The 23,762-nt window shown below is 42.7% G+C and carries 19 protein-coding genes; 13 read left to right on the forward strand and 6 right to left on the reverse strand.

The annotated features are described in order from the left end of the window. Positions 1-39: 39 nt before the first annotated feature. Entirely contained in the window at positions 40-765 is a 726-nt protein-coding gene (locus A587_RS0118310; protein ID WP_010375669.1) for a YebC/PmpR family DNA-binding transcriptional regulator, read from the reverse strand. A 197-nt stretch (positions 766-962) separates the two neighbouring features. On the opposite strand from A587_RS0118310, the gene A587_RS0118315 reads away from it, so the two are divergent. Continuing rightward, positions 963-3,707 (forward strand): methyl-accepting chemotaxis protein, encoded by a 2,745-nt coding sequence (locus A587_RS0118315; protein WP_017218760.1) that lies wholly within the window; start codon positions 963-965, stop codon positions 3,705-3,707. A 161-nt stretch (positions 3,708-3,868) separates the two neighbouring features. After that, on the forward strand, positions 3,869-4,309 hold the full coding sequence (locus A587_RS0118320; RefSeq protein WP_017218761.1) for a GNAT family N-acetyltransferase: 441 nt from the start codon (positions 3,869-3,871) through the stop codon (positions 4,307-4,309). Between the two features lie 63 nt (positions 4,310-4,372). Here the strand turns inward: A587_RS0118320 and A587_RS0118325 are convergent, their stop codons facing one another. From A587_RS0118325 to A587_RS0118340, 3 genes are all read right to left on the reverse strand, one after another. Continuing rightward, a complete protein-coding gene (locus A587_RS0118325) occupies positions 4,373-5,122 on the reverse strand; it encodes a phytanoyl-CoA dioxygenase family protein (RefSeq protein WP_017218762.1) in 750 nt (249 codons plus the stop codon). Positions 5,123-5,360: 238 nt separating this feature from the next. Further along, complete coding sequence (locus tag A587_RS0118335; RefSeq protein ID WP_017218764.1) at positions 5,361-5,834, reverse strand: peroxiredoxin; 474 nt, start codon at positions 5,832-5,834, stop codon at positions 5,361-5,363. A 126-nt stretch (positions 5,835-5,960) separates the two neighbouring features. Further along, positions 5,961-8,030, reverse strand: a complete 2,070-nt coding sequence (locus A587_RS0118340) for a winged helix-turn-helix domain-containing protein (protein WP_017218765.1) — start codon at positions 8,028-8,030, stop codon at positions 5,961-5,963. 338 nt (positions 8,031-8,368) lie between these two features. Here A587_RS0118340 and A587_RS0118345 point away from each other — a divergent pair, with 338 nt between their 5' ends. Next, positions 8,369-11,404, forward strand: a complete 3,036-nt coding sequence (locus A587_RS0118345; protein WP_017218766.1) for a TonB-dependent receptor domain-containing protein — start codon at positions 8,369-8,371, stop codon at positions 11,402-11,404. A gap of 46 nt (positions 11,405-11,450) precedes the next feature. Here the strand turns inward: A587_RS0118345 and A587_RS0118350 are convergent, their stop codons facing one another. Beyond that, positions 11,451-12,608, reverse strand: coding sequence for a serine hydrolase domain-containing protein (locus tag A587_RS0118350; RefSeq protein WP_017218767.1), 1,158 nt, complete (start codon positions 12,606-12,608; stop codon positions 11,451-11,453). A 246-nt stretch (positions 12,609-12,854) separates the two neighbouring features. Between A587_RS0118350 and A587_RS0118355 the strand changes: the two genes are divergently transcribed. Genes A587_RS0118355 through A587_RS0118370 form a run of 4 tightly spaced genes read left to right on the forward strand, consistent with a single transcriptional unit; the run spans position 12,855 to position 15,982 of the window. Then, entirely contained in the window at positions 12,855-13,646 is a 792-nt protein-coding gene (locus A587_RS0118355) for a MipA/OmpV family protein (protein ID WP_017218768.1), read from the forward strand. Positions 13,647-13,656: 10 nt separating this feature from the next. Then, positions 13,657-14,028 carry a DUF3019 domain-containing protein gene (locus tag A587_RS0118360; RefSeq protein WP_017218769.1) on the forward strand — a complete coding sequence of 124 codons (372 nt, stop codon included), beginning with the start codon at positions 13,657-13,659 and terminating at the stop codon, positions 14,026-14,028. Positions 14,029-14,036: 8 nt separating this feature from the next. After that, a complete protein-coding gene (locus A587_RS0118365; RefSeq protein ID WP_017218770.1) occupies positions 14,037-14,729 on the forward strand; it encodes a response regulator transcription factor in 693 nt (230 codons plus the stop codon). Then, positions 14,729-15,982: a sensor histidine kinase gene (locus A587_RS0118370; protein WP_017218771.1), complete on the forward strand. Its 1,254-nt coding sequence runs from the start codon at positions 14,729-14,731 to the stop codon at positions 15,980-15,982. The genes A587_RS0118365 and A587_RS0118370 overlap by 1 nt, the downstream gene beginning before the upstream one ends. 91 nt (positions 15,983-16,073) lie before the next feature. On the opposite strand, the gene A587_RS0118375 is transcribed toward A587_RS0118370, so the two are convergent. After that, complete coding sequence (locus A587_RS0118375; RefSeq protein ID WP_017218772.1) at positions 16,074-18,077, reverse strand: beta-propeller domain-containing protein; 2,004 nt, start codon at positions 18,075-18,077, stop codon at positions 16,074-16,076. A gap of 210 nt (positions 18,078-18,287) precedes the next feature. On the opposite strand from A587_RS0118375, the gene A587_RS0118380 reads away from it, so the two are divergent. From A587_RS0118380 to A587_RS0118405, 6 genes are all read left to right on the forward strand, one after another. Next, complete coding sequence (locus A587_RS0118380) at positions 18,288-19,163, forward strand: MipA/OmpV family protein (protein WP_232288091.1); 876 nt, start codon at positions 18,288-18,290, stop codon at positions 19,161-19,163. Further along, positions 19,153-19,542: a DUF3019 domain-containing protein gene (locus A587_RS0118385; RefSeq protein WP_010375649.1), complete on the forward strand. Its 390-nt coding sequence runs from the start codon at positions 19,153-19,155 to the stop codon at positions 19,540-19,542. The genes A587_RS0118380 and A587_RS0118385 overlap by 11 nt, the downstream gene beginning before the upstream one ends. Continuing rightward, positions 19,542-20,231 (forward strand): response regulator, encoded by a 690-nt coding sequence (locus A587_RS0118390; RefSeq protein ID WP_010375648.1) that lies wholly within the window; start codon positions 19,542-19,544, stop codon positions 20,229-20,231. The genes A587_RS0118385 and A587_RS0118390 overlap by 1 nt, the downstream gene beginning before the upstream one ends. A gap of 7 nt (positions 20,232-20,238) precedes the next feature. Continuing rightward, the gene (locus tag A587_RS0118395; RefSeq protein ID WP_017218774.1) at positions 20,239-21,474 is read left to right on the forward strand and encodes an ATP-binding protein; all 1,236 of its coding nucleotides are present in this window, start codon (positions 20,239-20,241) and stop codon (positions 21,472-21,474) included. 120 nt (positions 21,475-21,594) lie between these two features. Continuing rightward, positions 21,595-22,554 carry a DUF3137 domain-containing protein gene (locus tag A587_RS0118400; protein ID WP_017218775.1) on the forward strand — a complete coding sequence of 320 codons (960 nt, stop codon included), beginning with the start codon at positions 21,595-21,597 and terminating at the stop codon, positions 22,552-22,554. Between the two features lie 237 nt (positions 22,555-22,791). Beyond that, the gene (locus tag A587_RS0118405; protein WP_017218776.1) at positions 22,792-23,733 is read left to right on the forward strand and encodes a PD40 domain-containing protein; all 942 of its coding nucleotides are present in this window, start codon (positions 22,792-22,794) and stop codon (positions 23,731-23,733) included. Positions 23,734-23,762: the final 29 nt, after the last annotated feature.

Consider the following 23,762-nt stretch of genomic DNA (forward strand, 5'->3'; position numbering starts at 1 on the left):
GTCGGCCTTAACTATTTGTGCGCTATATCGATAAGCAACTTATCTTTTGACAATCGCATTATGGTAAACGTTTTGTACGTCATCCACATCTTCAAGCATATTGATTAGCTTTTCGAATGTCTCGATTGCTTCTGGATCTTCGATTTCTACGTGAGTTTGCGGCACCCAAGTGATTTCGTCTACCTCAAACGTGATCCCCTCAAACGCTTCTGTCAGTGCTGTTTTCGCCTTGAAGTATTCAGTGTGAGGTGCGAAAACAGAAACTTGGCCGTCTTCAACTTCTACGTCAGTAACATCAACATCAGCCATCATTAGCGCTTCCAAAACTGACTCGTCGTCATCACCTGCAAATCCTAAGATTGCAAAGTGGTCAAACATATGCGCCACACAACCTGGGTTACCTAAGTTTGAACCAGTTTTGGTAAACGGTAAGCGAACATCTTTGATAGTACGGTTCATGTTGTCTGTTAAACAGTCAACGATGATCATGCTGTTACCTGGACCGTAACCCTCATAACGCGCTGGCGTGTAATCTTCACCTGCACCGCCTGCCGCTTTTTCGATTGCTTTATCAATAACGTGTGCAGGAACTTGATCTTTCTTTGCCTTGTCGATTAAACGACGTAGTGACAAGTTCGTTTCAGGATCTGCGCCGCCATTTTTAGCAACAACGTAAATCTCTTTTCCGTATTTTGAGTTTACTTTTGTTTTTGCCGCCGCCGTTTTTGCCATGGCGTTTTTGCGGACTTCAAATGCTCTGCCCATCTTAATGCTCGTTTTTATAAAAATTGGCGAAGATTTTACCAAGACATTTGAGTTACGGCTATACCCTTATTATCCGTGATGGTAATTTGCTTTAAGTCGCACAATTATATGTTTGTTTTGCGGCTATTTTGTGGCGGACCTAAGCAACTTTACTATAGTTAATATTGTTAAAATTTACCGCTACAGGTGGCTTATATATGATCACGTTTGGCTTGGGAAAAGCAAAAAAGCAAGATGGACAAGATACAGCGTTATTTCAACTCTTTAAGGCAAAAACCCCTTACTTGGAAGTCGATTATCAAACAGATATTTGTCAAGTTAGTCCGGCCTTTACCCGCTTACTCGGATACCCAGTTACCCACGAGTTGAAATCTCTCGCTTTTATATGTCACACCTCAACCGATGCCGCCGCACTTAAGCGTGGGCTCGCTCAACTTGAGCACCAAGCACATGTAAAGATAGCGCTCTCTCTCAATACTGCAAATGACCACAAACCGAAGAAGTTGTTACTGGAGCTATCACGTACTCAAGAAGGCAGAATTTTAGTTATTGCGACTGACATCAGTGATTACCTCACAACCATTGCCAACATGAGTGCAAATTTACAAGCTTTATCAGCGTCCTTTGCGATTATCGAATTCGACATGCACGGTAAAGTGCTGAGCGCGAATGACAACTTTTTGTCCGTTATGGGTTACAGCTTAGAGGAAATACAAGGCAAGCATCACAGTCTGTTTGTTAAGGATGACTACGCAGCCAGTGAGGAGTATCAAGCATTTTGGCAACGCCTAAACAATGGCGAATTTTTTGAAGGTGAATTCGCAAGGCAAACAAAATCAGGCAAAACGATATGGATCCAAGCCACTTACAATCCTATTTTTGACGAACAGAATAGGCCCATTAAAGTCGTAAAATATGCCTCAGATATCACCGCACAAAAATCAAAAGCTGCTGATTTTCAAGGGCAAGTTGATGCCATCAAACAAACTCAAGCCGTTATTGAGTTTGACCCTTACGGCAACATAAAGACTGCAAACACGCTATTTTTAAATGCGGTTGGTTACACATTAAGTGAAATACAAGGCCAACACCATCGACTATTTGTGGCACAAGAAGACGCTGAGAGCAGCGAATATCAAGACTTTTGGCATGCTTTACGACAAGGTAAGCATCAATCAGGTGAGTTTAAACGCCTAACCAAATCAGGAAACACTCTGTGGATCCAAGCAACCTATACTCCCATCTATGACGAAAATGGCCAGTTAGGCAAAATCGTCAAATATGCCTCGGATATTACTCAAGCAAAACTGGCGTCTTTCGACTTTGCCGGACAACTCAAAGCCATCAACCGCTCGCAAGCCGTTATCGAGTTTGATTTGCAAGGTAATATTTTAAAAGCAAATGAAAACTTTCTGTCTGTCATGGGCTACAAGAAAGAAGAAATCATTGGCAAGCATCACAGCATGTTCGTCGACAGCTTTTACGCGCAAAGCAGTGAATACAAAACATTCTGGCAGCGTTTAAAACAGGGCCAATTTGAATCCGGAGAGTTTCACCGTTTAGGGAAAGGTGGCAAAGCAATCTGGATTAGTGCCACCTACAACCCAATTTTAGACGAGCAAGGCAAGCCGATAAAAGTTGTTAAGTTCGCAACGGACATTACCGAGCAAAAGGCCATTGCTGCTGATTCTGATGGTCAGCTTCAAGCCATTCGTAAATCACAAGCCGTCATTGAGTTTGCAATGGACGGTACTATTTTATGGGCCAATGAGTCATTCCTAGATACGATGGGGTACTCACTTGACGAAATCAAAGGTAAACATCACCGTATTTTTGCTACACACGAACAAGCCACTAGTTCTGAATACCAGCAATTTTGGCAAAAACTCAATCGAGGTGAGTTCGACTCAGGGCAATACTTAAGATTGGCAAAACAAGGTCGAGAGGTATGGATCCAAGCGTCTTATAACCCTATCCTCGATCAACAAGGCCGTCCCTTTAAAGTCGTTAAATATGCAACGGATATCACAGAACAAAAACAAGCGGTTGAACATATTAAAGGTGCTATCTTGGCAATGGAACAAGGTGATTTAAGACATAGGATCACCCACCACATAGGTGGCGAGTTCTCGGTGCTGCAACAAGCGATGAACGGACTATTCGATAAATTAAGCGACTTAGTTAACACCATAAACAGCGGTGCAGAGCAAGTGTTTGATGTGGCTAAACAAATAGCGAATAACAACGAAGAACTCAATAGCCGCATTGAAAATCAAGCGGCGAGCTTAGAAGAAACCGCCGCCACTATGGAAGAGCTTACCGCTACGGTTAAAAAGAATGCGAGTAGCGCGAGCAATGCCGCAGAGAAAGCGACTATTGTTAGAGAAAAAGCACACTCAGGTAAAGCATCGATTGATGATGCCATTACCGCAGTAGGTAAAATCGAATCTTACAGCACGAAAATCTCTGACATTATCAGCGTCATTGACGAAATCGCTTTCCAAACCAACCTCTTAGCCCTCAATGCTTCTGTTGAAGCAGCGCGGGCTGGTGAGGCTGGACGCGGATTTGCCGTGGTTGCCGGAGAGGTGAGAAACCTTGCTCAACGTAGTGCATCAGCGGCACGTGAAATCAAAGCACTGATCAAAAATAGCGTTGATGCAGTGGCGCAAGGTAGCAAGCTTGTATACGAGTCTGGCACGACTTTCGATGAGCTAATGCAATCAATTGCCGAGGTGAGCAAAATGGTGGCAGACATAGATAACGCGGGGAAAGAGCAAGCTGAAGGGATAGCTGCGGTTTCCACCACCATCGCGCAAATGGATAATATTACTCAGCAGAACGTTACTCTTGTTGAAACAACATCTCGTTCAGGTAGAAATATGGAAAATCAAGCCAAACTACTTACCGATCAAGTTGCATTTTTTCAACTAGATGAATAGTTAAGGACGCACAATCTATACAACCACATACAAGTAATTTACCGCAATACCCGTTGTACCTTTAATGCATCGGGTATGTTATGCTCGTCCGGCTGGCTAATCTTCCTTTTGTTTATCGTTTTACCCCATTTGGACTGTTTTATTAGGCAAAAGGAAAAATGATGATAAGTCCAGTTACACCAAGCGATTACCAGGAATTACTGGCTGTTTGGGAAGACTCTGTGCGAGCCACTCATGATTTTATCACTGAGGCGGATATCGCTTATTTTAAACCTATTATTATTGAACAGGCGTTTCCAAACGTTACGCTGCACTGCGTAAAAAATAGCGACGCGTATATTGTCGGTTTTATTGGTGTAAATGACCAAAAAATCGAGATGTTGTTTGTACTCGCGAAAAGCAGAGGACAAGGTGTCGGAACTGAGCTGCTTAACTTTGCACTTGAAACACAAAATGTGCAGTTTGTTGATGTCAATGAGCAAAACCCAGAAGCCGTCGGCTTTTATGAAGCAAAAGGTTTTAAGGTATATGAACGCTCACCAACTGACGATATGGGAAAGCCTTTTCCAATCCTGCGAATGCGACTTATAGAATCTAATTAATTCATATTTTAAGCTCAACAGGAGCTAATCGTGTTGAGCTTTACTTACCTCGAAATAAACTACTTAATGGTGAAAAACATGTGTTGCGTCAAGTAACGTCAGCATTTCTCTCTCAGGTAAACACTCTTGATTAATATACTGAGTGAGTTTGGGGTCACTCTCACAAAATAATATATCAAGTGCCAACCTATTTTTGCCATAAATACCGCGATGTATCATATTGGCTGAGAAAGCGAGAAGATCACCCGCTTTCAGTGGAATAGTTTTACCTTCTGACAGACTTTCATGATTATGATGCCCTGATTGCTCTAACCTCACATTTAACTCTTGAACGGTGTCCCAACGCTTGTGGGTACCCGGTATCAATTCTATTCCGGGCTCATCTTCCAGTGCTAACCGAAAATGAAACACTTCAGGCCCCAACAACAACGCTTGTTTTTGCTCTTCGATGGTTAAATGGTATTGCGGATCTCGGTGCCAGTAATTGAGTTGAGTGATGTTCACTGGGTTAAAAAATAGCTGAGTATTCATAAACCTAAACTCACCCGAGAATATGGATGCGGCTAGAGACACCAGAGAAGTAGAGGCAATGAATTGAAAAAGGACAAGCCTTTGCTGTTCGCCTAAGTACTTTGATGCAGTAAGGTAGGCAGAATTTACTGCTCTGTTTTGATAAAAGTCATTATTGTCAGCCCGCCACGCATGATGAAACGCTAAAACGACTTGCTTTATTTTGTTAAGTTCGCCAGACGTTATAAAACTGTGTTTTATAACGTAGCCACACTCGTCAAAATCATGGGCTGATTTTACCATCACATATTGACCTCTGACATTGCCGTAAAAATTTCAGTAAATAAATTAACCCCATACAGCCTTATAAAAGCGAATAGGCATTCAGCCCAACCAGAGTGCATACTTATCACCTCTTATCAGTGACTTAATATAAATAGTCGTTCTTTTTCATACCAATTCGCTCAGACAAGAGCACTTTTAGGCCATATAAAGCGAACTGGTATTATTTACCCGAACTTCAGATCATTTAGTTTTACAGTCATAGAGCATCTAAAATAACTTCAGCTTTACTGACTTCAAATTGCTTAGGTTGTTCTACATTGAGTGTTGTCACGATGCCATCTTTAATAATCATAGCGTAACGCTGCGAACGTACACCGCCAAATGAACCGGTATCCATTTCAAGTCCTAGCGCTTTGGTAAAGCTCGCATCACCGTCTCCAAGCATCATAATTGTTTCTGCGTTTTGTGCATCACCCCAAGCTTTCATTACAAAAGCATCGTTTACCGATACACATGCGATGATATCAACACCTTTTTGAGCAAGTTTATCTGCATTCACGACAAAACTGGGTAAATGAGATGCTGAGCAAGTTGGTGTAAAGGCACCAGGAACCGCAAAAAGCACTACTTTCTTACCAGCGAACAACGCCGTTACTTCGTGATTAACCATGCCGTCAGCGGTAAGTTCGCTCAACTCGGCTTGTGGTAATTTTTGTCCAACTTCAATCATTGTTTAAATCCTTCATCTAAGGGCTAATTGCCTTGAGTTTGTTATATAACCTGAGCTTGGGATAGCTAATAGCTAATTTCTTATCCAAACCTGTGGTTATGATAGTCGAGTAATTGTGACTCATGACTACATTTCGATTCGTTTTATATCTACTTGTGGGATTTCGTAACCGGTAAATAGCAGCCACTGTTTTTCTGCTATATATACAAGCCCGCGACTTCGGCTAAAGCTACGTTCTGGAACTCGGATAATATCTTTATGCGCTTTACTGGCAAAGTCAAAATAACTAATGCGGAAGTCTCCACGACGAACATACAAATAGTAAAGTCCCGCATCGGACACTGACCAGCTTGCGCTCGAAGCCAAGTGTGCATTTTCAAATAACAGCGTGTTGACCCCAGTTGCCAGATCGATACGCCACATTTCTTGTGTCTCGCTTTTATATACGTACAACATCCCTTCATGTTCAAGTGCGGTGGTGCCAGTAGTTAACTTCACTGGAGCGCTTTTTGAATCAAGAAAAATGCGAAATACATTATTGTCATCAGAAATATAAATTGAGCTACCGTCTTGGGACCAACTGGGTTTACCGTGATACTTTAGCCCAGTTTTTAGTTGCGTTACTTGTTTAGTGGCCATATCCAAAAGTTGAAGTTGGCTTCCTTGATGTGACTTTGTGGTAAAAATCACTTTAGTGCCATCAGGTGACCATGTAGGGTGCATTGCTTGTAACCCAAGCTCTGTCAGTTGTATTCGTTGATCACCTTCCAAATTAGACACCCAAACTTCATCAAACCCTGATTGGTTAGACACAAAGAGTAAACGCTCCGACACAGGTGAATAACTGGGATAACGAAAGCTAGTTTGTGATTGTAGTAATGGAAAGGGTGAACTGGTGACCTGCGCGTTTAGGTCAAGTTTCATAATAGAAGTATTAATGTTCCAGTCATGAAAATATAAACGCCCTGATTGACTAAAACTTGGGTAACTTAACCCATCAAACGGCAATGTCCCCAATACTTTACCTTCAAGTGAAAGTTTATACGCGCGACGTGCGCCATGTTCAATCATCGATACAACCAAATAATCATCATTGGGATGCCAACTCACGCCTCGCAGATCATCATGTCCACTTAATATTTTAACTTCCTTCCCGGTATCCAGATTTTTCAAATAGAGATTTTCAAGTCCGTTCGGCAAGTTGCGACTAATCGCGATTTGCTTGGCATCGGGAGAAAGCGCAATACTTTCAAGCCCACTCCCGTCACAATCTAGCTCACAGCCTAACTCTGTCGCTGTTTTATCGTTTAAATTTAGCAAGGTTACTTTTGGAGGATCCATAGGGCTTTGCTTTGCGATAAATCCAAGGAGGTTTTTTTCAGCTGAATAGCTTAAGGTAGTGGTAGTATCTGCAATACAGCTAGCTATATCTGATTGTGTTTTGGTCACTATATCCAGTGACTTAATCGTACATGCTTCTGAGCGCTTCTCTATATAAAAGAGCGTACGATTGTCTCGCCCCCACACAGATACAGAGACATTTCCAGGGCCATCGACTAATACTTCAAGAGGTTCATCAGGACGTTTTAGATTTTTTAAATATAGTCCTGCATGACTGCCAAACTTTCGCCAAGCAAACGCTAGGTACTGCTCATTCGGGGAAACACTAGGAAAAAGCTCACGTCCAGGGTAATCCGTCACACTTTCGAGTTGATGGCTTGACTGTTCAACTAAGAAGTATATAAAAACACTCAGTAGAATGAATAATGTGGTTACCACCCCTGCCACTTTGAGCTTGAAAGGTAAATTTTGCTCGTCAGGCTTACTGGGAGTAGCCTGGATATCGATGAAGGTTGGCTGTATTTTTAGTCTATATCCAGACTTTCTTATGGTTTCGATCACCTCAAAATCAGCGGTGCTGCTTTCTTCTTCGTTGCCTGCAAGTAGGGTTTTAAAAGTTTTGCGAAGATGCCAAATTGCATTAGTTAGCGCTTTCTCTCCAACAAATAGGTTCCCCCCCCAAACCTGCTCAATGATTTCTTCTCGAGTAACCACGCTTGGGTAAGCAAGCGCCAATACTGTCAACACTTCGATAAATTTAGGCTGGACACAACACTCCTGCCCGGCACTGGACAAAATATGCCCAACCGGATCAATATTGACATCTAATAACTGATAAGTCGCACTGTGCTGCATTTTTATAACCATGAGTAAATACGTTGTAAATCATACCTAAATTAGCGACCAAAAGACAAAAGTAACGCGACAAACATCATGGCAACAATGCAACACCTCAAGAAATAAGACCTAACAAATTGAATTGTATACTTATTTTATAATAGATATTAAATAGAGTTAAAAACGTCAAAGAATAGATGTCCAATTCGTTGCATGAATCATAGTGACAGTCACAATGGCTAAAATGAGGTGCAGTGCTTTTTTGCTTAGTCAAAACAATGAGGTATGTACTTCTTTCAACAAGCCCTAACTATCTAATAAATAAACAACAATCAGAAATTAAAAGAGGGACTCCCGTGTCACCTAACAATAATATTAAATTACTCGCCCTGTCTATTGCGCTCGCATGTAGCAATACAGCAACTGCAGAAGAGCAACAAATCGACCGCCAACAAGTTGAACAAAGTAGTTCGGTAGTTAAAACGCAAGGTGAAGATAAAGCACTAGAAAAAATCGTAATCACCGGTTCTCGTATCAAGCGTGATAGCTTTTCGGTACCTACTCCTATCGCCACTATGGGGGCTGAGTCTCTCAATGATGCAGGCTTCGGTTCGCTTTCAGATATTCTTTTTGAAGAAATGCCTCAGGTCAGTGAAGGCACAGGCAATGGTAACTCGCAAAGCAGTGTTCAAAATACCGGGCTTTCAACTATCGACTTACGCGAACTCGGTGTCAGTAGGACGCTAACTTTGATTGATGGTAGACGAGTAGTTTCTAACAGTTATTCAGGCAACTATGTAAGCCTATCAACCATCCCCAAAGGTATGGTTGAGCGAGTTGAAATCATTACCGGTGGTGCGTCAGCGGCTTATGGCTCCGATGCAGTTGCAGGTGTTGTGAACATCATTACTCAGCAAGATCAAGAAGGGGCTACATTTAGTGCTCGAGGTGGTGAAAGTACCGAAGGCGGCGCTCGTGAATATACGGTAAATGCTGATTACGGTACGACTTACGATAATGGTAGAGGCTACTTATTTGTCAGTGCCACTTACGACGAAGAAAAGGGACTAAGCTACTGGGATAGAAAGCGTGCTCAGCAGCAAGATAGCTGGGACTACGATACCGACCGTATGTGCAACGTGATGCTCACTGCCAACTACGACCCTGATACAAAAAGTGCCTATCACTGCATGAGAGATATTGATAAATCACAGTGGACAAGTTTAAGCGACTCAATTCCCGGTGGTGTATTTGATGAATCAAGCAGTGCCAAACCTAACTCCGGCTTTTGGTACGACGGCACCACCTTACGTGACGATTGGCAAGAAGAACTTCACGGTATCGATTTCAACCAATTTACAATGTTAAAGGTGCCTGACAAAGATCTCTCAGCGGCAGTTAAAACAGAGTACGAATTTGATTCTGCTATAGAAGCATACTTCCAACTGCAATATAGCCGTAATACCTCGCGGAATGTTAAATCGCCAGAAAGTGAGGATGAGTGCGATGCGATTGTGACCTATGACCCAAACAGTAATCAATTTGGCTCCGACTGCATGGGCCGTATCCCTTATGATAATCCATATATGCCAGAAGCAATTCGAGCTGAGGCAAGCTCAAAAGGCGTAAAATGGGATAGGCTGTTTTCTGAAGTTGGTAATATCGTCAACAGCAATGAAAGAACAACAATCAGAACATGGGGTGGTCTACGCGGTTATATTTGGGATGACTGGGAGTGGGATGTTTCTGTTGGCTACGGCAAATTTAAGCAAGAACAAACCCGCAGTAACGAAATTTACGTTGCTCGAGTTAAACAAGCGCTAAATGCTGAGCGCCTTGCTGATGGTACGATTCAGTGTAAAGATGAGCAAGCACGTAGCCAAGGCTGTGTACCAATTAATTTATTCGGTGAAGGTTCAATCACATCTGAAGCGGCAGACTATATTCGCGCCAATCCTTCCATTACAACGGATATTGATCAGGTAACGGTATCTGGATTTGTTACTGGTGATTTATTTGAACTCCCGGCAGGCGCCGTTGCTTCAGCTTTTGGTTTTGAATACAGAAAAGATACACAGAGCGTATCGACCAACGTGCCAAATGGTGGCGTAACGTTTAACTATGTGCCAACATTTGAAGGCGATGTAAGTGTTCGTGAAATCTTCGGGGAATTATCGTTACCGCTATTAAAAGACGCACCAATGGCAAAATCGCTTAGCGCCGAGGTCTCTGCTCGTATTGCAGATTACAGCTGGGCAAATACGGGATTAATCCAAAGTTACAAGGCTGGCTTTATTTATGAGCCAATCGAAGGTTATTCCATTCGTGCAAACTGGGCTCGAGCCATGAGAGCACCGACAATCACCGAACTTATGTCACCACCTCGTGGCGACTATGATAGCTTTGATGATATCTGTGATGGTGTTACCGCGACGTCAACAGATGCAGGCCACGACAATTGCCGTAAAGATGCGGGAATACAAGCCGCTATCGCCGCTGAAGGTACTTTTGAAGACGAAAATAACGGCTACTCACCCAACTCAGGAAATAGCGAGCTGTTTGAGGAAACCGCAGATACCATCACCTTTGGTTTATCTTTAGCGCCTTCCTTTGCACCGGATTTTAGAATTGCGCTAGATTACTACGATATTCAAATTGATGATGCGGTAAGCTCACTTGCTAACGAAGACATCATTAAGTTCTGTTACGCTTCGTCTATGGAATTCGGTGACAGTAACGAGTTTTGTCGTGATATTAAACGCGATGAAGAAGGGCAGATTTATGAAGTCAATCAACGTGTCATCAACACGGATGAGATCCGTACTAAAGGTTACGATATCGCACTAGAATATGTGTATGACGCTAGCGATTATGGTAGCTTGAAGGTGAAAGCCGATTGGACACACGTGATCGAATACTCAATCACCAGTACGGGTCCTGATGGGCAATACGAAGACCTTTATGAAGGCTACCTCAACACCGATATATTTGAAGACAAAGGCGCTATTTCACTAACTTGGTATAAGAATGACTGGCGTGTACGCTTTAGCACAAAATATAAAGGTGCAGTGGAAGCCAGCCGTTCGAGATATGAAGACTGGCAAGCTGCTATCGAGAAGAATAATGAACGCTGTGCAACAGGCGAAACAACCTGTATAGCCAATCCAGAGCCCCTATGGCAAGGTGCACTGCCATCAGTAACGACTCATAGCTTAACGGTAAACTACAGTATGGAGCTAGGCGATAACAGCACTCTCTCTGTTTATGGCGGTGTGAATAACCTATTTGATGAAAAAGGTCCGTTTATCGTCGGCGGCACTGGTAACTTTGATAGTGCCTATGGCTCGGGTGTAGGACGTTTTGCATTTATTGGGGCGAAATACCAGTTTTAGACTTCTGCATTGACTTGAGGGGCTACCACTAAGTAGCCCCTTATCTTTACAAACCAAAAAGTGTATCGCGTAATTTATCTGAGATTTTGTCAATCTCTGTATTGCATTGGTTGTAGCCTTGGCAATTAATAATTGCACTCATAACCATGTTTTTTGACGGCAGATACCAATTTAACGTCGCGTACCCAATCTCAGCACCGTTATGATGATAAACAGGTTCATTTCCGACGTGCTCACTAAAGATACCCATGCTGTATTGCTGTCCGGTGACATCAGTATCCACCCATACAGAGTCCCCTAGCAATTGCTCACGCACCTTCGCGGGAATATCTGGGCTCGTTATCATGATTTTAAATAAGTCACCAAGATCCTTAGCCGTCGATACAATCGGTGCATCAGCCACACCGATATTGGCATAGTAAGGCTGCGTATTAATTTCATTGCCCTCATCATCAACAAAGTACCCTGATGCAATTTCACCAAACGCCTTTTCGATCCCTCCATAACTCATACTACTTAAGCCAAATGGTTCAAAGATATACTCACGCATCGCCTTTGAGTGATGCTCCCCCAAAACTTTATCCATAATTAGACCCGCCAATAAATACCCGGTATTAGAATATTTCCACGCAGCTCCGGGTTTGAAATTGGCGTCTTGATTAAGGGCAAACTGCAGTGCAAAGCTGTCCGTTTTTATTAAGTCTGGCTGCTGTAATACTGCAGCAAAAAATTCACCGTTAGCATCATTGAGATAATCATATAATCCAGCCGTATGATTCAGTAACTGCCGAACATACATTTCGTCACTGTTTTCTATCTGTTGTAAAAGTTCGTCAGACAAATAATCACTTATCGGTGCATCTAGATCTAATAACTGTTGTTCATGCAACATCGCCATTAAGAGCGCTGTTACTTTTTTCCCCGCACTGCCATTTGGGATCCTAGCGTCCGTGGTCATGGGTATCGTGTTTTCTTTATCTGCTAACCCTGCAGCACCATAAAATTGAAGCGTAGGCGAGTCAATATAGAGCACAATACCTGGAATACCGACTGCAACACTTTGTTCGAGCATCGCTTGAAAATCAACTTCGGCTACGGGAGGAGAGACAGGGTTCGGGTTATCATTCGACGTCGGCTGACTATCATTACAGCCAAATAACGACAGTCCACCACACAATAATGTGACCAGTTTTAGTGTTCTCATGAGAAATACCTCGTTTAGTTTAAGTGATAAAACAATAACTAAGGTATGCATGCCATGCTGTCTCTGACTTTTTCAAAATGTATCAAACAGTAACGACTTCCTTTATTTTCATGCATAATGTCAGACCATTATGGAAAGCCAGAACAAGCTGGATACAATTCGATACAACTTGCAGAAAGTCGATACAGCTATACTCGCTTACACTCACTACAGTAACTAGCAAATTAATAACTAATAGAAATTGCTATGAAAACACATTTATTGATTGCAGCCGTGCTTATGGCCGCAAGTGCAGCGCAGGCCAAAAGCACTGACGCAAAAAAAGAAGGTCACGGCTATTTGGCCATTGGTTACGGGATAAATTACAACAGCGATATTTACAATAATGCCGAGACCTCGCTTTCGCCCACTGTACATGGTGCCTACTATTTTAGTAATGGTCTATTTGTCGAGTTTCCAGGCCGCGCTGAGAAGTTTGATCCAGCACTTGCACTCGGTTATCAGTTTTATAAAACAGAAAATTGGGAATTTGATGCCCTACTTTCAACCGCTCATGGGCGAATAAATTACCGTTTTGGCGGTACTCGCTATGAGCTAAACACTTCGTCTTATCTTGGGGTAAGAGCTACAGGGAATGTATTTGGCTTACAAATTAGAACTATTGTTGCACCAAAAGTGATTAACTCAGATTATTCAGATGGTAGATACGCTTCATTATGGATCTCTAAACCTTGGCAATACAAAAACTGGCACTTTTATAGCGCAGTCGGTGCACAATACCGAAACTCGGCCATGTTAGATTATTACTACGGTGGTGCTCCATTTAAAGATTACGATGCCAAAGGCGGGGCTAATCTTGGGGTAAAGCTCGGGTTTTCACGCGCTTTAACAGAAAATTGGATAGTCGATGGCCACGTCAGCTACACCAAATATGCATCAGGTATTATGGATAGTCCTATCACCAAAGCAATTGTCAGTTTTAACGATAGAATTGAGCATGGTGAAAGCATTGGCTTGTCACTTAGCTACGTTTTTTGAGGAGCTAAATATGAAAAAACGACTATTTGGCTTAGCCCTACTGGCAATGCAAACTCAAGCGAAAGAAGAAATTAACGTCCCCGTATGGACCGTAAAACCAGGGCAATGTGTTGCGCTCGAACAAGGTCAGCAATGTTTTATCGACCTCTCAGTGACCTGGCAAACCTCTGTGGCCGGTAACTTTTGTCTCCATGCCGATGAAAAAGAGCTGGTTTGTTGGCAGCAGCAAAAAACCGCAAGTTGGCAAGGCGAGATTTTAGTTGAGAAAGATTTGCTCATTACCCTAGAAGATCACAAGGATATTCTCGCAAGCTATGCGCTGCAATATGCTTGGGTGTTTAAACAACAAAAAAGTAACGCCGTGCGTTGGCGACTTTTCTAGGAGTAGTTGTGGTAGCCGAGTTAGTCCTAATAGAAGACGATAAAGAATTAGCCCAGTGGCTGAGTGATTACCTCTCTACCAAGGGATTTTCAGTGCGGCTATATCATGATGGTCAAGACGGGCTGGAGCACGTTTTAGCCTCTCCTCCCAATTTGGTGATTTTAGATGGCATGCTGCCAAGTTTAGATGGCTTTGAAGTCTGCAAGCAACTTCGTCAGTCGCTAAGCATCCCAATATTAATGCTAACAGCAAGGGATGAGGAAATTGATGAAATTATCGGCTTAGAGATGGGTGCTGACGACTATCTCAAAAAGCCAGTAAGAGGCAGGTTATTAGAAACTCGCATAAAAGCGCTATTAAGGCGCCATCATCCTCAAGATACCGTTCCCAAACAAACACTTGAGTTTGGCGATCTCTATATCAATAAAGAAGACAGAAGCGTTACTCTTGCAGGGCAGCCCGTTAACTTATCCAGCAATGAGTTTGATGCGCTTTGGGTACTTGCCAGTAAAGCCGGAAAAATTGTTACCCGAGATGAGCTTACTAAAGCACTCAGAGGATTTGATTATGATGGGTTTGACCGCTCTATAGATTTGCGTGTTTCGCGACTGAGAAAGAAGCTTGGTGATGATGGCCAAAACCCATTTAGAATAAAGACAGTATGGGGTAAAGGATATCAGTTGGCGAAGGAAGTATGGTAATGTGGCGCTTCGTGTTTGCTTTGCTTACCATCTTAACGCTCGCAAGCGTTATCACAGGGCTGATATTTGACTCGCTTATCGCCTCATCCTCAGAGAATAATGAAGCCCACTACGATCCACTGAGCACAACCGCACCAATTATTGCCACAATGGCTAAAGACAACATACCAGAATCACAAATTATTGCGATCCCACTGCACCAAACACTAACCGCTCAACTTGTACCAAGAGCCGACTATCCACTTCCTGTGAGCTTAAGCCGCAAACTCTCTCAGCAGCGGTTTATTTACCTCGAAAGCGAATCATCAGTAAGCGCTTGCATACTTACAAGCCAAGAAAATGTCTATGTTTTGACAATGCAGAAGCAATTGCAGACTAAATATGGCCTGCTCATGACCTTGTTATTTTACGCTATCGTTATCGTTGTTGTCGTCGCCTTTTTAACCCCATTTATTGCTAGGCTGTTAAAGCTCAAAAATGCCGCACATCAGCTGGGTAAGGGCGAACTCAACGCCCGCGTGCAAGTCGGTACGGTATGGTACTTAAAGGATATTGAGCAAGCATTTAATCAAATGGCACGACAAATAGCCGGGTTAATGACTGACATGAAGCTATTAAGCAGCGGACTTTCTCATGAATTACGTACGCCTCTTGCAAGGGTGAGAATGGGGTTAGATACACTGGCTGAAACTCATGATGATGAGCTGCGGGCACAGTACGAAAATAGGATCAACCAAAACCTTGATGAAATGGAGCAAGTGATTGATGCTATTTTAGATTACGCAAGATTGCAGCACCGCCTTGAAGACGTGGAACTTCAGCCTGTTGACTTGAATGCGATGGCTCACCAGTTAGCCAATAACGCCCACCATCATGACTTAACACTAAAACTTTCGTCAAAACCTTGCTGGGTCATTGGTGATGGTCAGTACTTACGCATGCTAATCAATAACTTATTATCTAACGCGATAAAATATGCCAACGGTAAAATATCACTAGAAACCCGAGTCGATAATGACAAGGTTAAGCTTATCATTGAAGACGACGGGATAGGTATAAGTAACGAGGTTCGAGACAAAGTGCTACTACCGTTTTATCGCGACGATTCTCAATCGCAATCAGGGTATGGTATTGGCTTGGCCTTTGTGCAGCGTATAGTCACTCGTTTTGGCGGTACTATTGTAATTCAAAAAAGCCCCGCGCTGGGCGGGGCCAAAATCACTGTTTCGCTGATACAGACTCAGCAAAAGTAACGTTAACTCTGAAGCTGTGGTAAGCAGTGCTACAGTTCACCGCTTGGCAACGAAACAATGTACAACAACCTACTATTCAAAGGGAGTTAGGTTAATGTGGTCCGCTGTTGTCAGCAGGCGTTTGCCAATTGCTCTGCCACACGTAGTTACCATGGATATAAAGCAGTTTATCAGACTGAATAAGCCCTCTATCTGCTTCGGTATACCCGAGTGCTTTATCACTCGCTATGGGCGTTGCTAGCTCGGCACGGCTACTCCCGCGATAAGTGAGCGTTGAGTCCACACCGTGGATAATTTCAAATGCGGCGAGATCGTTTTGGCTATACCAGTTATAACTACTTTCATTCACTTGCTCTGTATTCCAGTAAACAATCGGCAAAGTGAACCGGGTTACTGAGGCATTGTCTTTTAGCATGGCCAAAGCGCGATAATCATATTCCAGCGGTGTAAATCCCCCTACAAACGTATGATCTTTTAATAGCTTGGGTTCAGCAGGATCTGCCACATCAAACAAGCTCACTTTGGTGCCAGGCAGCACGTTTCCATCAGGGTCTCCAAGGTGCTGACCTACCCCAAGAAGCAAACCGTCACCAACAGGGTGCAGATAAGAAGAGAAACCGGGGATCTCTAAACTTCCCGCAATTTTAGGCTGTGATGTGTCAGATAAATCCAGAACGTAGAGAGGGTCTATTTGTCTAAAGGTCACGATATAGGCAGTATCGTTAAAATATCTAACCGCATAAATATCTTCATCCACAAGCCCCGTATCCGGATTAATTTTGCCAATAGGAGTTGGATTTTGGCTATTTGGTAGCGTCGCCACGGTGTTGAGTTCATTCCCTTGTGGTTTGAGCATATACAACTTATGACTATTACCGATATCTGTATCATACTGACTCGTTACTACGCGCAGAACGCCATCTTTTTCATCAAATCGAGTCGCAGCCATCGTATCGCTGACACGAGCAAGTTGACCTTCCACCTCACCAGTTGCTTGGTATGTCACCCCTTCATCCGTTAACAATAACTTATGTAATACTATGCCTGATGGATCCCAGATTGATGTGTTGACATCACCATCACTGTCATTAAAGGAGTAATTGTAAAGATACACTGCTGTTGCAGACATATAAAAGCCAAAGGTGCGCGTACTGACGCAAGTTGTTTTCACCTCATCAGGATTACGAATGTCAATCTCAGTCACTGTTGTTAAGCCATTATATCCATCTTGCGCGGTAGCATCTGCTGGCAAATAACAGCCATCTGCGGTAACCAGTGGCGCTACACTTCCTTGCTTTAAATTTCTAAATTGGGGTAATAAATCGTTAATGTTAGTGTCCATTAAGCGATTGTAGCTTGCTACTTTGTCAGCGCTATTAAAACCACTGTAGCGTAAAGTGTGGTCGGCGATAACATAGAGTTTGTCACCGATTAGTCTACTGCCAACTAGTGAACCATCAATTTGAAAGCGTTTTTCGACCTCAGCCTGTGCGGGTAGGGATACGTTACTAAAGGCAAGCTCAATCACGCCTTGATAATTGATCTCAGATTGCACCTCTTGCGATGACATATCATCAGCAAAATCATACTCATAGTCCATTAATACGCTGATGAGTTGATTGTTTTTAAGGTAAAGATTTTGGCTTGCAAACTCTGAATCTGATACCGCTAATTCATTAACTTGTGTAGGGACATCCGTAGCTTCTGTATCTAAGATCCTAACGAAGGTTTTGCTGTCAGTATCCGCATATGCAACGCTGGTCGAGCCGCCGATAAATAAGTAACGGCCATCGAATTTAATCCGGTCACTTTCTGATACCCCTTCAACCAGTTGATTGGTGCCTGAGTAAGGTGCATTATCTGTGGTTGCTGATGGGTTTTCCAAATCATCGCCATTATTCAATCCACCGCTGGCAACGAAAATACCGTTTTTGATAAACTGACTAAACTGAGCTGATGAAGCTGACTTCAAAGGCGCAGAGCTATTATTAAGTGCGTTAAGTTCTGGTAATTTATCTTCATCATTGTCGTTACTACCACCACATGCGCAAAGGCTAGCGGCAAGCGGAAGACTGAGCCAAATTTTGCATCTCATGATATGTTTCCTTGTAAGTTAAGTGCCAACGTAAGCCTAAACTTTCACACTAAAATTTCTGTTATCTTCGCTACTTGTTTTGTTATTTAATGTTACCCTTTCTGGTAATTTGTACAGCGACTGGTAAATTACACTGGTAGTAATAATGCGCTTTGATTGACACCTCTAAAAAGCCAGTGCAAAGCCCAAATTCAGAACTGGAGTTCCAAGTTGAATAAGTTATTAATGGCCTTAACCTTGCTGATTACCACTCAGGTAAATGCCACGGCGGTGCCATGTGACGCCAATGACAGCGAGTGTACGCCAGTCGATGAATGGCGATTTGGCATTGCCCTTGGCGGCGGTGTGATCTCCAACCCACTCCATGACGGTGAAAATATTCCCTTGGTTGTTGTGCCCTATATTAGTTATTACGGTGAACACCTCTTTCTCGATAATGGGACTTTGGGCTATACCTTTCACTACACTGATAAATTTGATCTTAGCTTGATCGGCACATTTAATACCGAGCAGGCCTATTTCGAGAAATTTCACCCAAGTAATATATTCGTGCAAAAAATGGGGTTTGATGCCAGCAATGAGCTGCCTGGCGGTGAATTTGCCGCAGAGCAAACCGCAATTTCTTTGGATGATATCGAGTCGAGAAAATGGGCCATAGATGGCGGCGTTTTAGCCCACTGGATAATGAGTGATAGCGTAAAAATCAGCGCATCATGGCTCACCGATATCACCAACACTTATCAAGGTTACAATGCTGATGTTGGAGTCAGCTATCGTTTTAGATTCGATAGTTCACCTAACACTTATGTGTTTATTAAAGCGGGGCTAAAATGGAAAAGTCGACAACTGGTGGACTATTACTACGGCATAGACAAAGCGGATACACCGAATAGTGAGCTATGGTATAAAGGCAGTTCAAGCTTCCAACCTTATGTTAGCTTTGCTTATTCTTATCCCGTAAGCGAGTCTTGGACCTTTAAATTTAACGCCAAATATCAGCAACTTGATAGCACAATGACAGATAGCCCGATAGTCGAGGATAGCTATACCGCGACGGTTTTTGTCGGGGGAAAATATGAATTTTAGGTTGTACTTAATCATAATTATAATTTTCAGCGCACCAAGTAGAGCTTTAACCAAACCCAACAATGGCATTAATTTAGAAATAAAACCGATTACCTGTATGGTGAAACAAGCAGGGCAACGCTGCGAAATGACGGCAAAAATTGCTTGGCAATCGCCCTCTAAAATGAACCTATGTTTATTTCAGGAAAAACAAAAATTACAATGCTGGGAGCAGGCCAAGGAGGCAAAATCAACACAAATTATCCAACTCTCAAAGTCCATGCTCTTTACCCTAAAAGATGCTAAAAATAACGTTGTTGCAAAACAAAATATTGAAGTACACACAAGCGTCAACCAACAATATAGACGCAAACTCAGAAGCGATTGGAGTGTGTTTTAATGGCCAAGGTATTACTTGTCGAAGATGATGTAAAACTAGCGGAGTTAACCGCAAAGTTCTTAATCCATAATGGCTTTGAAGTCGTTCAATTACACAATGGTATTAACGCCATTAAAGCGATTGAAGCAGAAAAACCTGACATTCTCATTTTAGATATTATGCTACCGGGACTTGATGGTTTTTCTATTTGCAAAGCTGCGCGCGGTGAGTTTAAAGGGCCGGTTTTATTTCTTACCGCCAAAGACAGCGACTTCGACCATGTAAAAGGGCTTGAAATCGGTGCTGATGATTACATTATCAAGCCTGTTGAGCCATACGTACTACTTGCCCGTTTGAATGCGCTATTAAGACGTACACAAAATGATGAAGTTCAGTCTGATTCCATTACCTTAGGCGAATTACAAATAGATAAATCGGACCGTAAGGTCTATTTGGCTGGAGATGAGGTTGAGCTCACAAGCTATGAATTTGATTTGCTAAAGACATTGGCAGGCCATGCGGGCGAAACGCTGAGTCGAGACTATATCTATAAACATGTTGTTGGCCGCGAATATGACGGATTAGATAGAAGCGTTGACGTACGTATTAGCCGTTTGCGTAAAAAGCTTGGCGACAATCTAGAGCAACCCGCGAGGCTTATTACCGTGTGGGGTAAGGGCTACCTCTGCTCTAAGTCTGCTTGGGGCTAGTGTATTTGTGCTAAAACTATTACTCAGCCTCTATTTGGCTGTGTTTACCAGTATTGTCGTCATCAACCAAGTGAGCGAAGCCATTTGGTCTCATTGGGTGCACTCCGCGCCCGATGAGTTGCGACATGCAAAAGCAGTTGCCAACACACTGAAATCCACGATTTCCTCAGACCAGCTACCCCAAGAGTCAGAAACGCTCAAAATACTCAACATGGATGATGTCGCTTGGCTGCCTGAGCAAGCCAGCACTTTAGTTCAAGGGGGGATTTTAACGAGTTTTGACGATGAAGGCCGCGCTTGGCTGACTTTCAAAGTACCTGATTCAACGTTGCTGCTGCAATTAGGGCCATTAGCACCGGCGGCTTCTGCCGCCAACAAACAATGGATCATCAAGTTGCTTTCTTATGCCGTGCTCGCGTTTTTACTGATGCTGTGGATAAGACCCTTGTGGCTTGATTTATTGCAACTGAGATATATCACCGAAAACCTCACTCAAGGTCAACTACCTAAAGCGACCCGACATTCCCGATTTTCTGCCATTTCAAATTTAACCGAGCAGATCCGCGACTTAGCATCTCAAGTTGCAAGGCTCATTGAAAACCAAAAACTACTCGTTAATGCGGTTTCTCACGACCTGCGCACTCCACTTGCTCGACTTAAATTTGCTTTAGCTATGCTGCCGGAGCAAAGTCGTGAGCAAGCAAGTGATATGGCGGACGATGTGGTCGAAATGGAGGCAATGATTGATGAAATGCTAGCTTACGCACGGCTTGAATTTGAAGTAGAGAAACTTGAGATAACGCCAATTGACCTTTGTGAACTTGTCAGCGATCAGATAAGCAAACTCAATAAGCTTACCGTTAAAAAAATAACGTTCAAGAAAATGAGTAATACAGTCATCATCTCTGGCAACCTACATTATCTTTCTCGGGCTTTGCAAAATATTGTACAAAACGCTGATAAATATGGTCGCTCAACCATAGCGATTAATATTGAGTGTGACAAAAGCAATGCCTATATCCATATTGAGGATGACGGTGATGGAATTCCTAAATCTCAGTGGGAGTCGGTTTTTATTCCCTTCTCACGCTTAGATGAAAGTCGCAGCAAAGATAACGGTGGTTATGGCCTTGGGTTGGCTATCGTGCGTAAAATCGCCACTTGGCATCGCGGCAGTTGCCATGTTGGGTTCTCCGAACTTGGCGGCGCTAAGTTCACTCTGACTTTGCCACTGGCAAAGTAGTTTATCTAGAAGTATGTATAGCGGTGGATGCCGCATAAAACAAAGATTTTACCTTTACCATTTTATTTGAGTAAAATTTTTATACCAGTTGTATTTAAACATGACTTACAAGGAAAGTTTATGGCTTTATTAGATCAAAGGTCTCTCCATCATATTGATCCACGCCTAGCTGGTGTTGAGATGCAATTAAAAGAGGCCTATTACAATTTAGATAAAACCACATCCAGTTTTGATAGCGATCTTGACAATAAATTGAAGCCACTTGAACGCTATAAATGGTGGGCGATTGGTATTGCAATCCCCTTACTATTTCTTGCGCCTTTTCTCCTAATCTCAATAATTCCTATCTACTTTTTGTTAAAACACTCTCTTAAGTCTTTCACTAAGGGAGTGTTAACTCGAGCTTATATGATGGCGCCAATTGCTTCGGCGCTTAACTTAGAATATTCAGTCGGCGGTAATTTACTTATCTGCGAGGAAGCAATCAGTGCAGGTATATTAACCAAAGGAGGACGAGCAGTAGCTGAAGATGGATTTAACGGCGAAGTAAATGGCATTCATTTTTACTTTACTGAAGTGCATATACGCACGCTTCATCAGAACAATGACAGTAAACGTTTGTTTAATGGTGCAGTTATAAAATTGAGTATGCCTGAACCTGTAGATACTCCAATCGTGGTATTACAAGATGCGGGACTTTGGAACATGCTGATAAGTCGACGTCAATCTCTAAAAGGATTACAGCGAGTTAAATTTGAAAAAGAAGACTTTGAAAAAGAGTATCAAGTCTATGCTAAAGACGAAGAAACTTGCCGCGAAGTACTCACGCCAGAATATATGGCGAAATTGTCGCAAGTAAAAACGTTCTTCTCATCTGATAACCTACCAAAAGGGTTAAAAATCCCCGAAGTAAAAGCCCAAATGTTTATAGAGGGTAGCGATATACTGATCTCTCTTGACTATGGAGCCAACTTATTCAGCCCAAAAAAATTGGCAAAGGAATACGATCCCAGCTGGGCTGAAGATATCGCAAAACAATTTTTACTGATTGAAAATCTAGCAAAAAGTCTGGTGCACTGATGCTGGACTTAGATAGTTTATGGTTGAAAATGCAATAATCTAACGACAAACACAATGACTGTTATAACCATTGCAAAAAAGCTCTGAGGTCCTTAAACCAACTTAGCTATTTTTTACACAAGGTTAGACACGGAATTAGTTCAAAGATGATACAGTGTTCTCTGTTCAAAATAATAATGTAAATCGCTTACCCCCTGCTACTGTAAGCAGGTTTATCTAGCGCTTAAGGAGAACAACATGAATATTATAAAGCCCGCCACCCCCTTACTTTTTGCAGCCGTCATGCTCACCAATCATGTCCATGCTAACGAAGCCTTTCCTAGGCTAAAAGGACCTTGGCTTGGCCAGACACCACCAGGGTTAACCGCGCAGCTTTTTGCCCCCGATATCATCTCGATTGATGGCCGTTATGAATTCGGCGTGTCGTTCTCTCCCGACCTTACAGAAGTGTATTTCACTGCCTTTGAAGAGCAAGAAAATGTGGATTCAAGCCCACGGATCATGTATTCAAAAATAGAAAATGCACAGTGGACTCAACCTCAAGCAGCAAATTTTACTGATGGAAGAATGAGTTATGAACTGGTCCCCCATGTAAGCCTGAACGACAACCGGATTTACTTTACCGCGCGTTCAGATGATCCCAAAGCGTCCGGAATTTGGTACGTTACTCGTAGCAAAGGTGGCTGGAGTGAGGCTAAAAGGTTCGATTCAGCAATAAATACGGGAAAGTTTTCAGACTTCAACCAAAGCGCAAATGGCGACACTGTTTTTTCAAATATGTCAGAACGCAAAATGTATACCGCTGAAAATAAAAACGGCGCGCTTACGACTCCCAAAGCCATTGATATTGAGTTTGGATTTCATGGTTTTATTTCGCCCGCTAACGATTACCTATTGGTTAATAGTCGTCACAGAGGCGATAAAAGTCGAAAAGATAACGATCTATATGTCTATTTTAAGGAGCTGGATGGCACTTGGTCGAGCCCTATAAATTTAGGTGAAGGGGTCAATACCCCTTATTCAGAAACCGTCCCAAGAGTTACACCCGATGGTAAATACCTGTTTTTTGGCAGATATAATGAACCCGGTGATATATCAAACATTTATTGGGTAAGCACCGAGGTCATTACCCGGCTAAAAGAAGCTTATTTTGCAGGAAAGTCGACTAAGCAGATTTAGCAACGTGTTAGATGTGGCAGCTCAGCTTA

Origin of the sequence: Pseudoalteromonas sp. NJ631, assembly GCF_000276645.1 — a bacterium.
Taxonomy (GTDB): domain Bacteria; phylum Pseudomonadota; class Gammaproteobacteria; order Enterobacterales; family Alteromonadaceae; genus Pseudoalteromonas; species Pseudoalteromonas piscicida.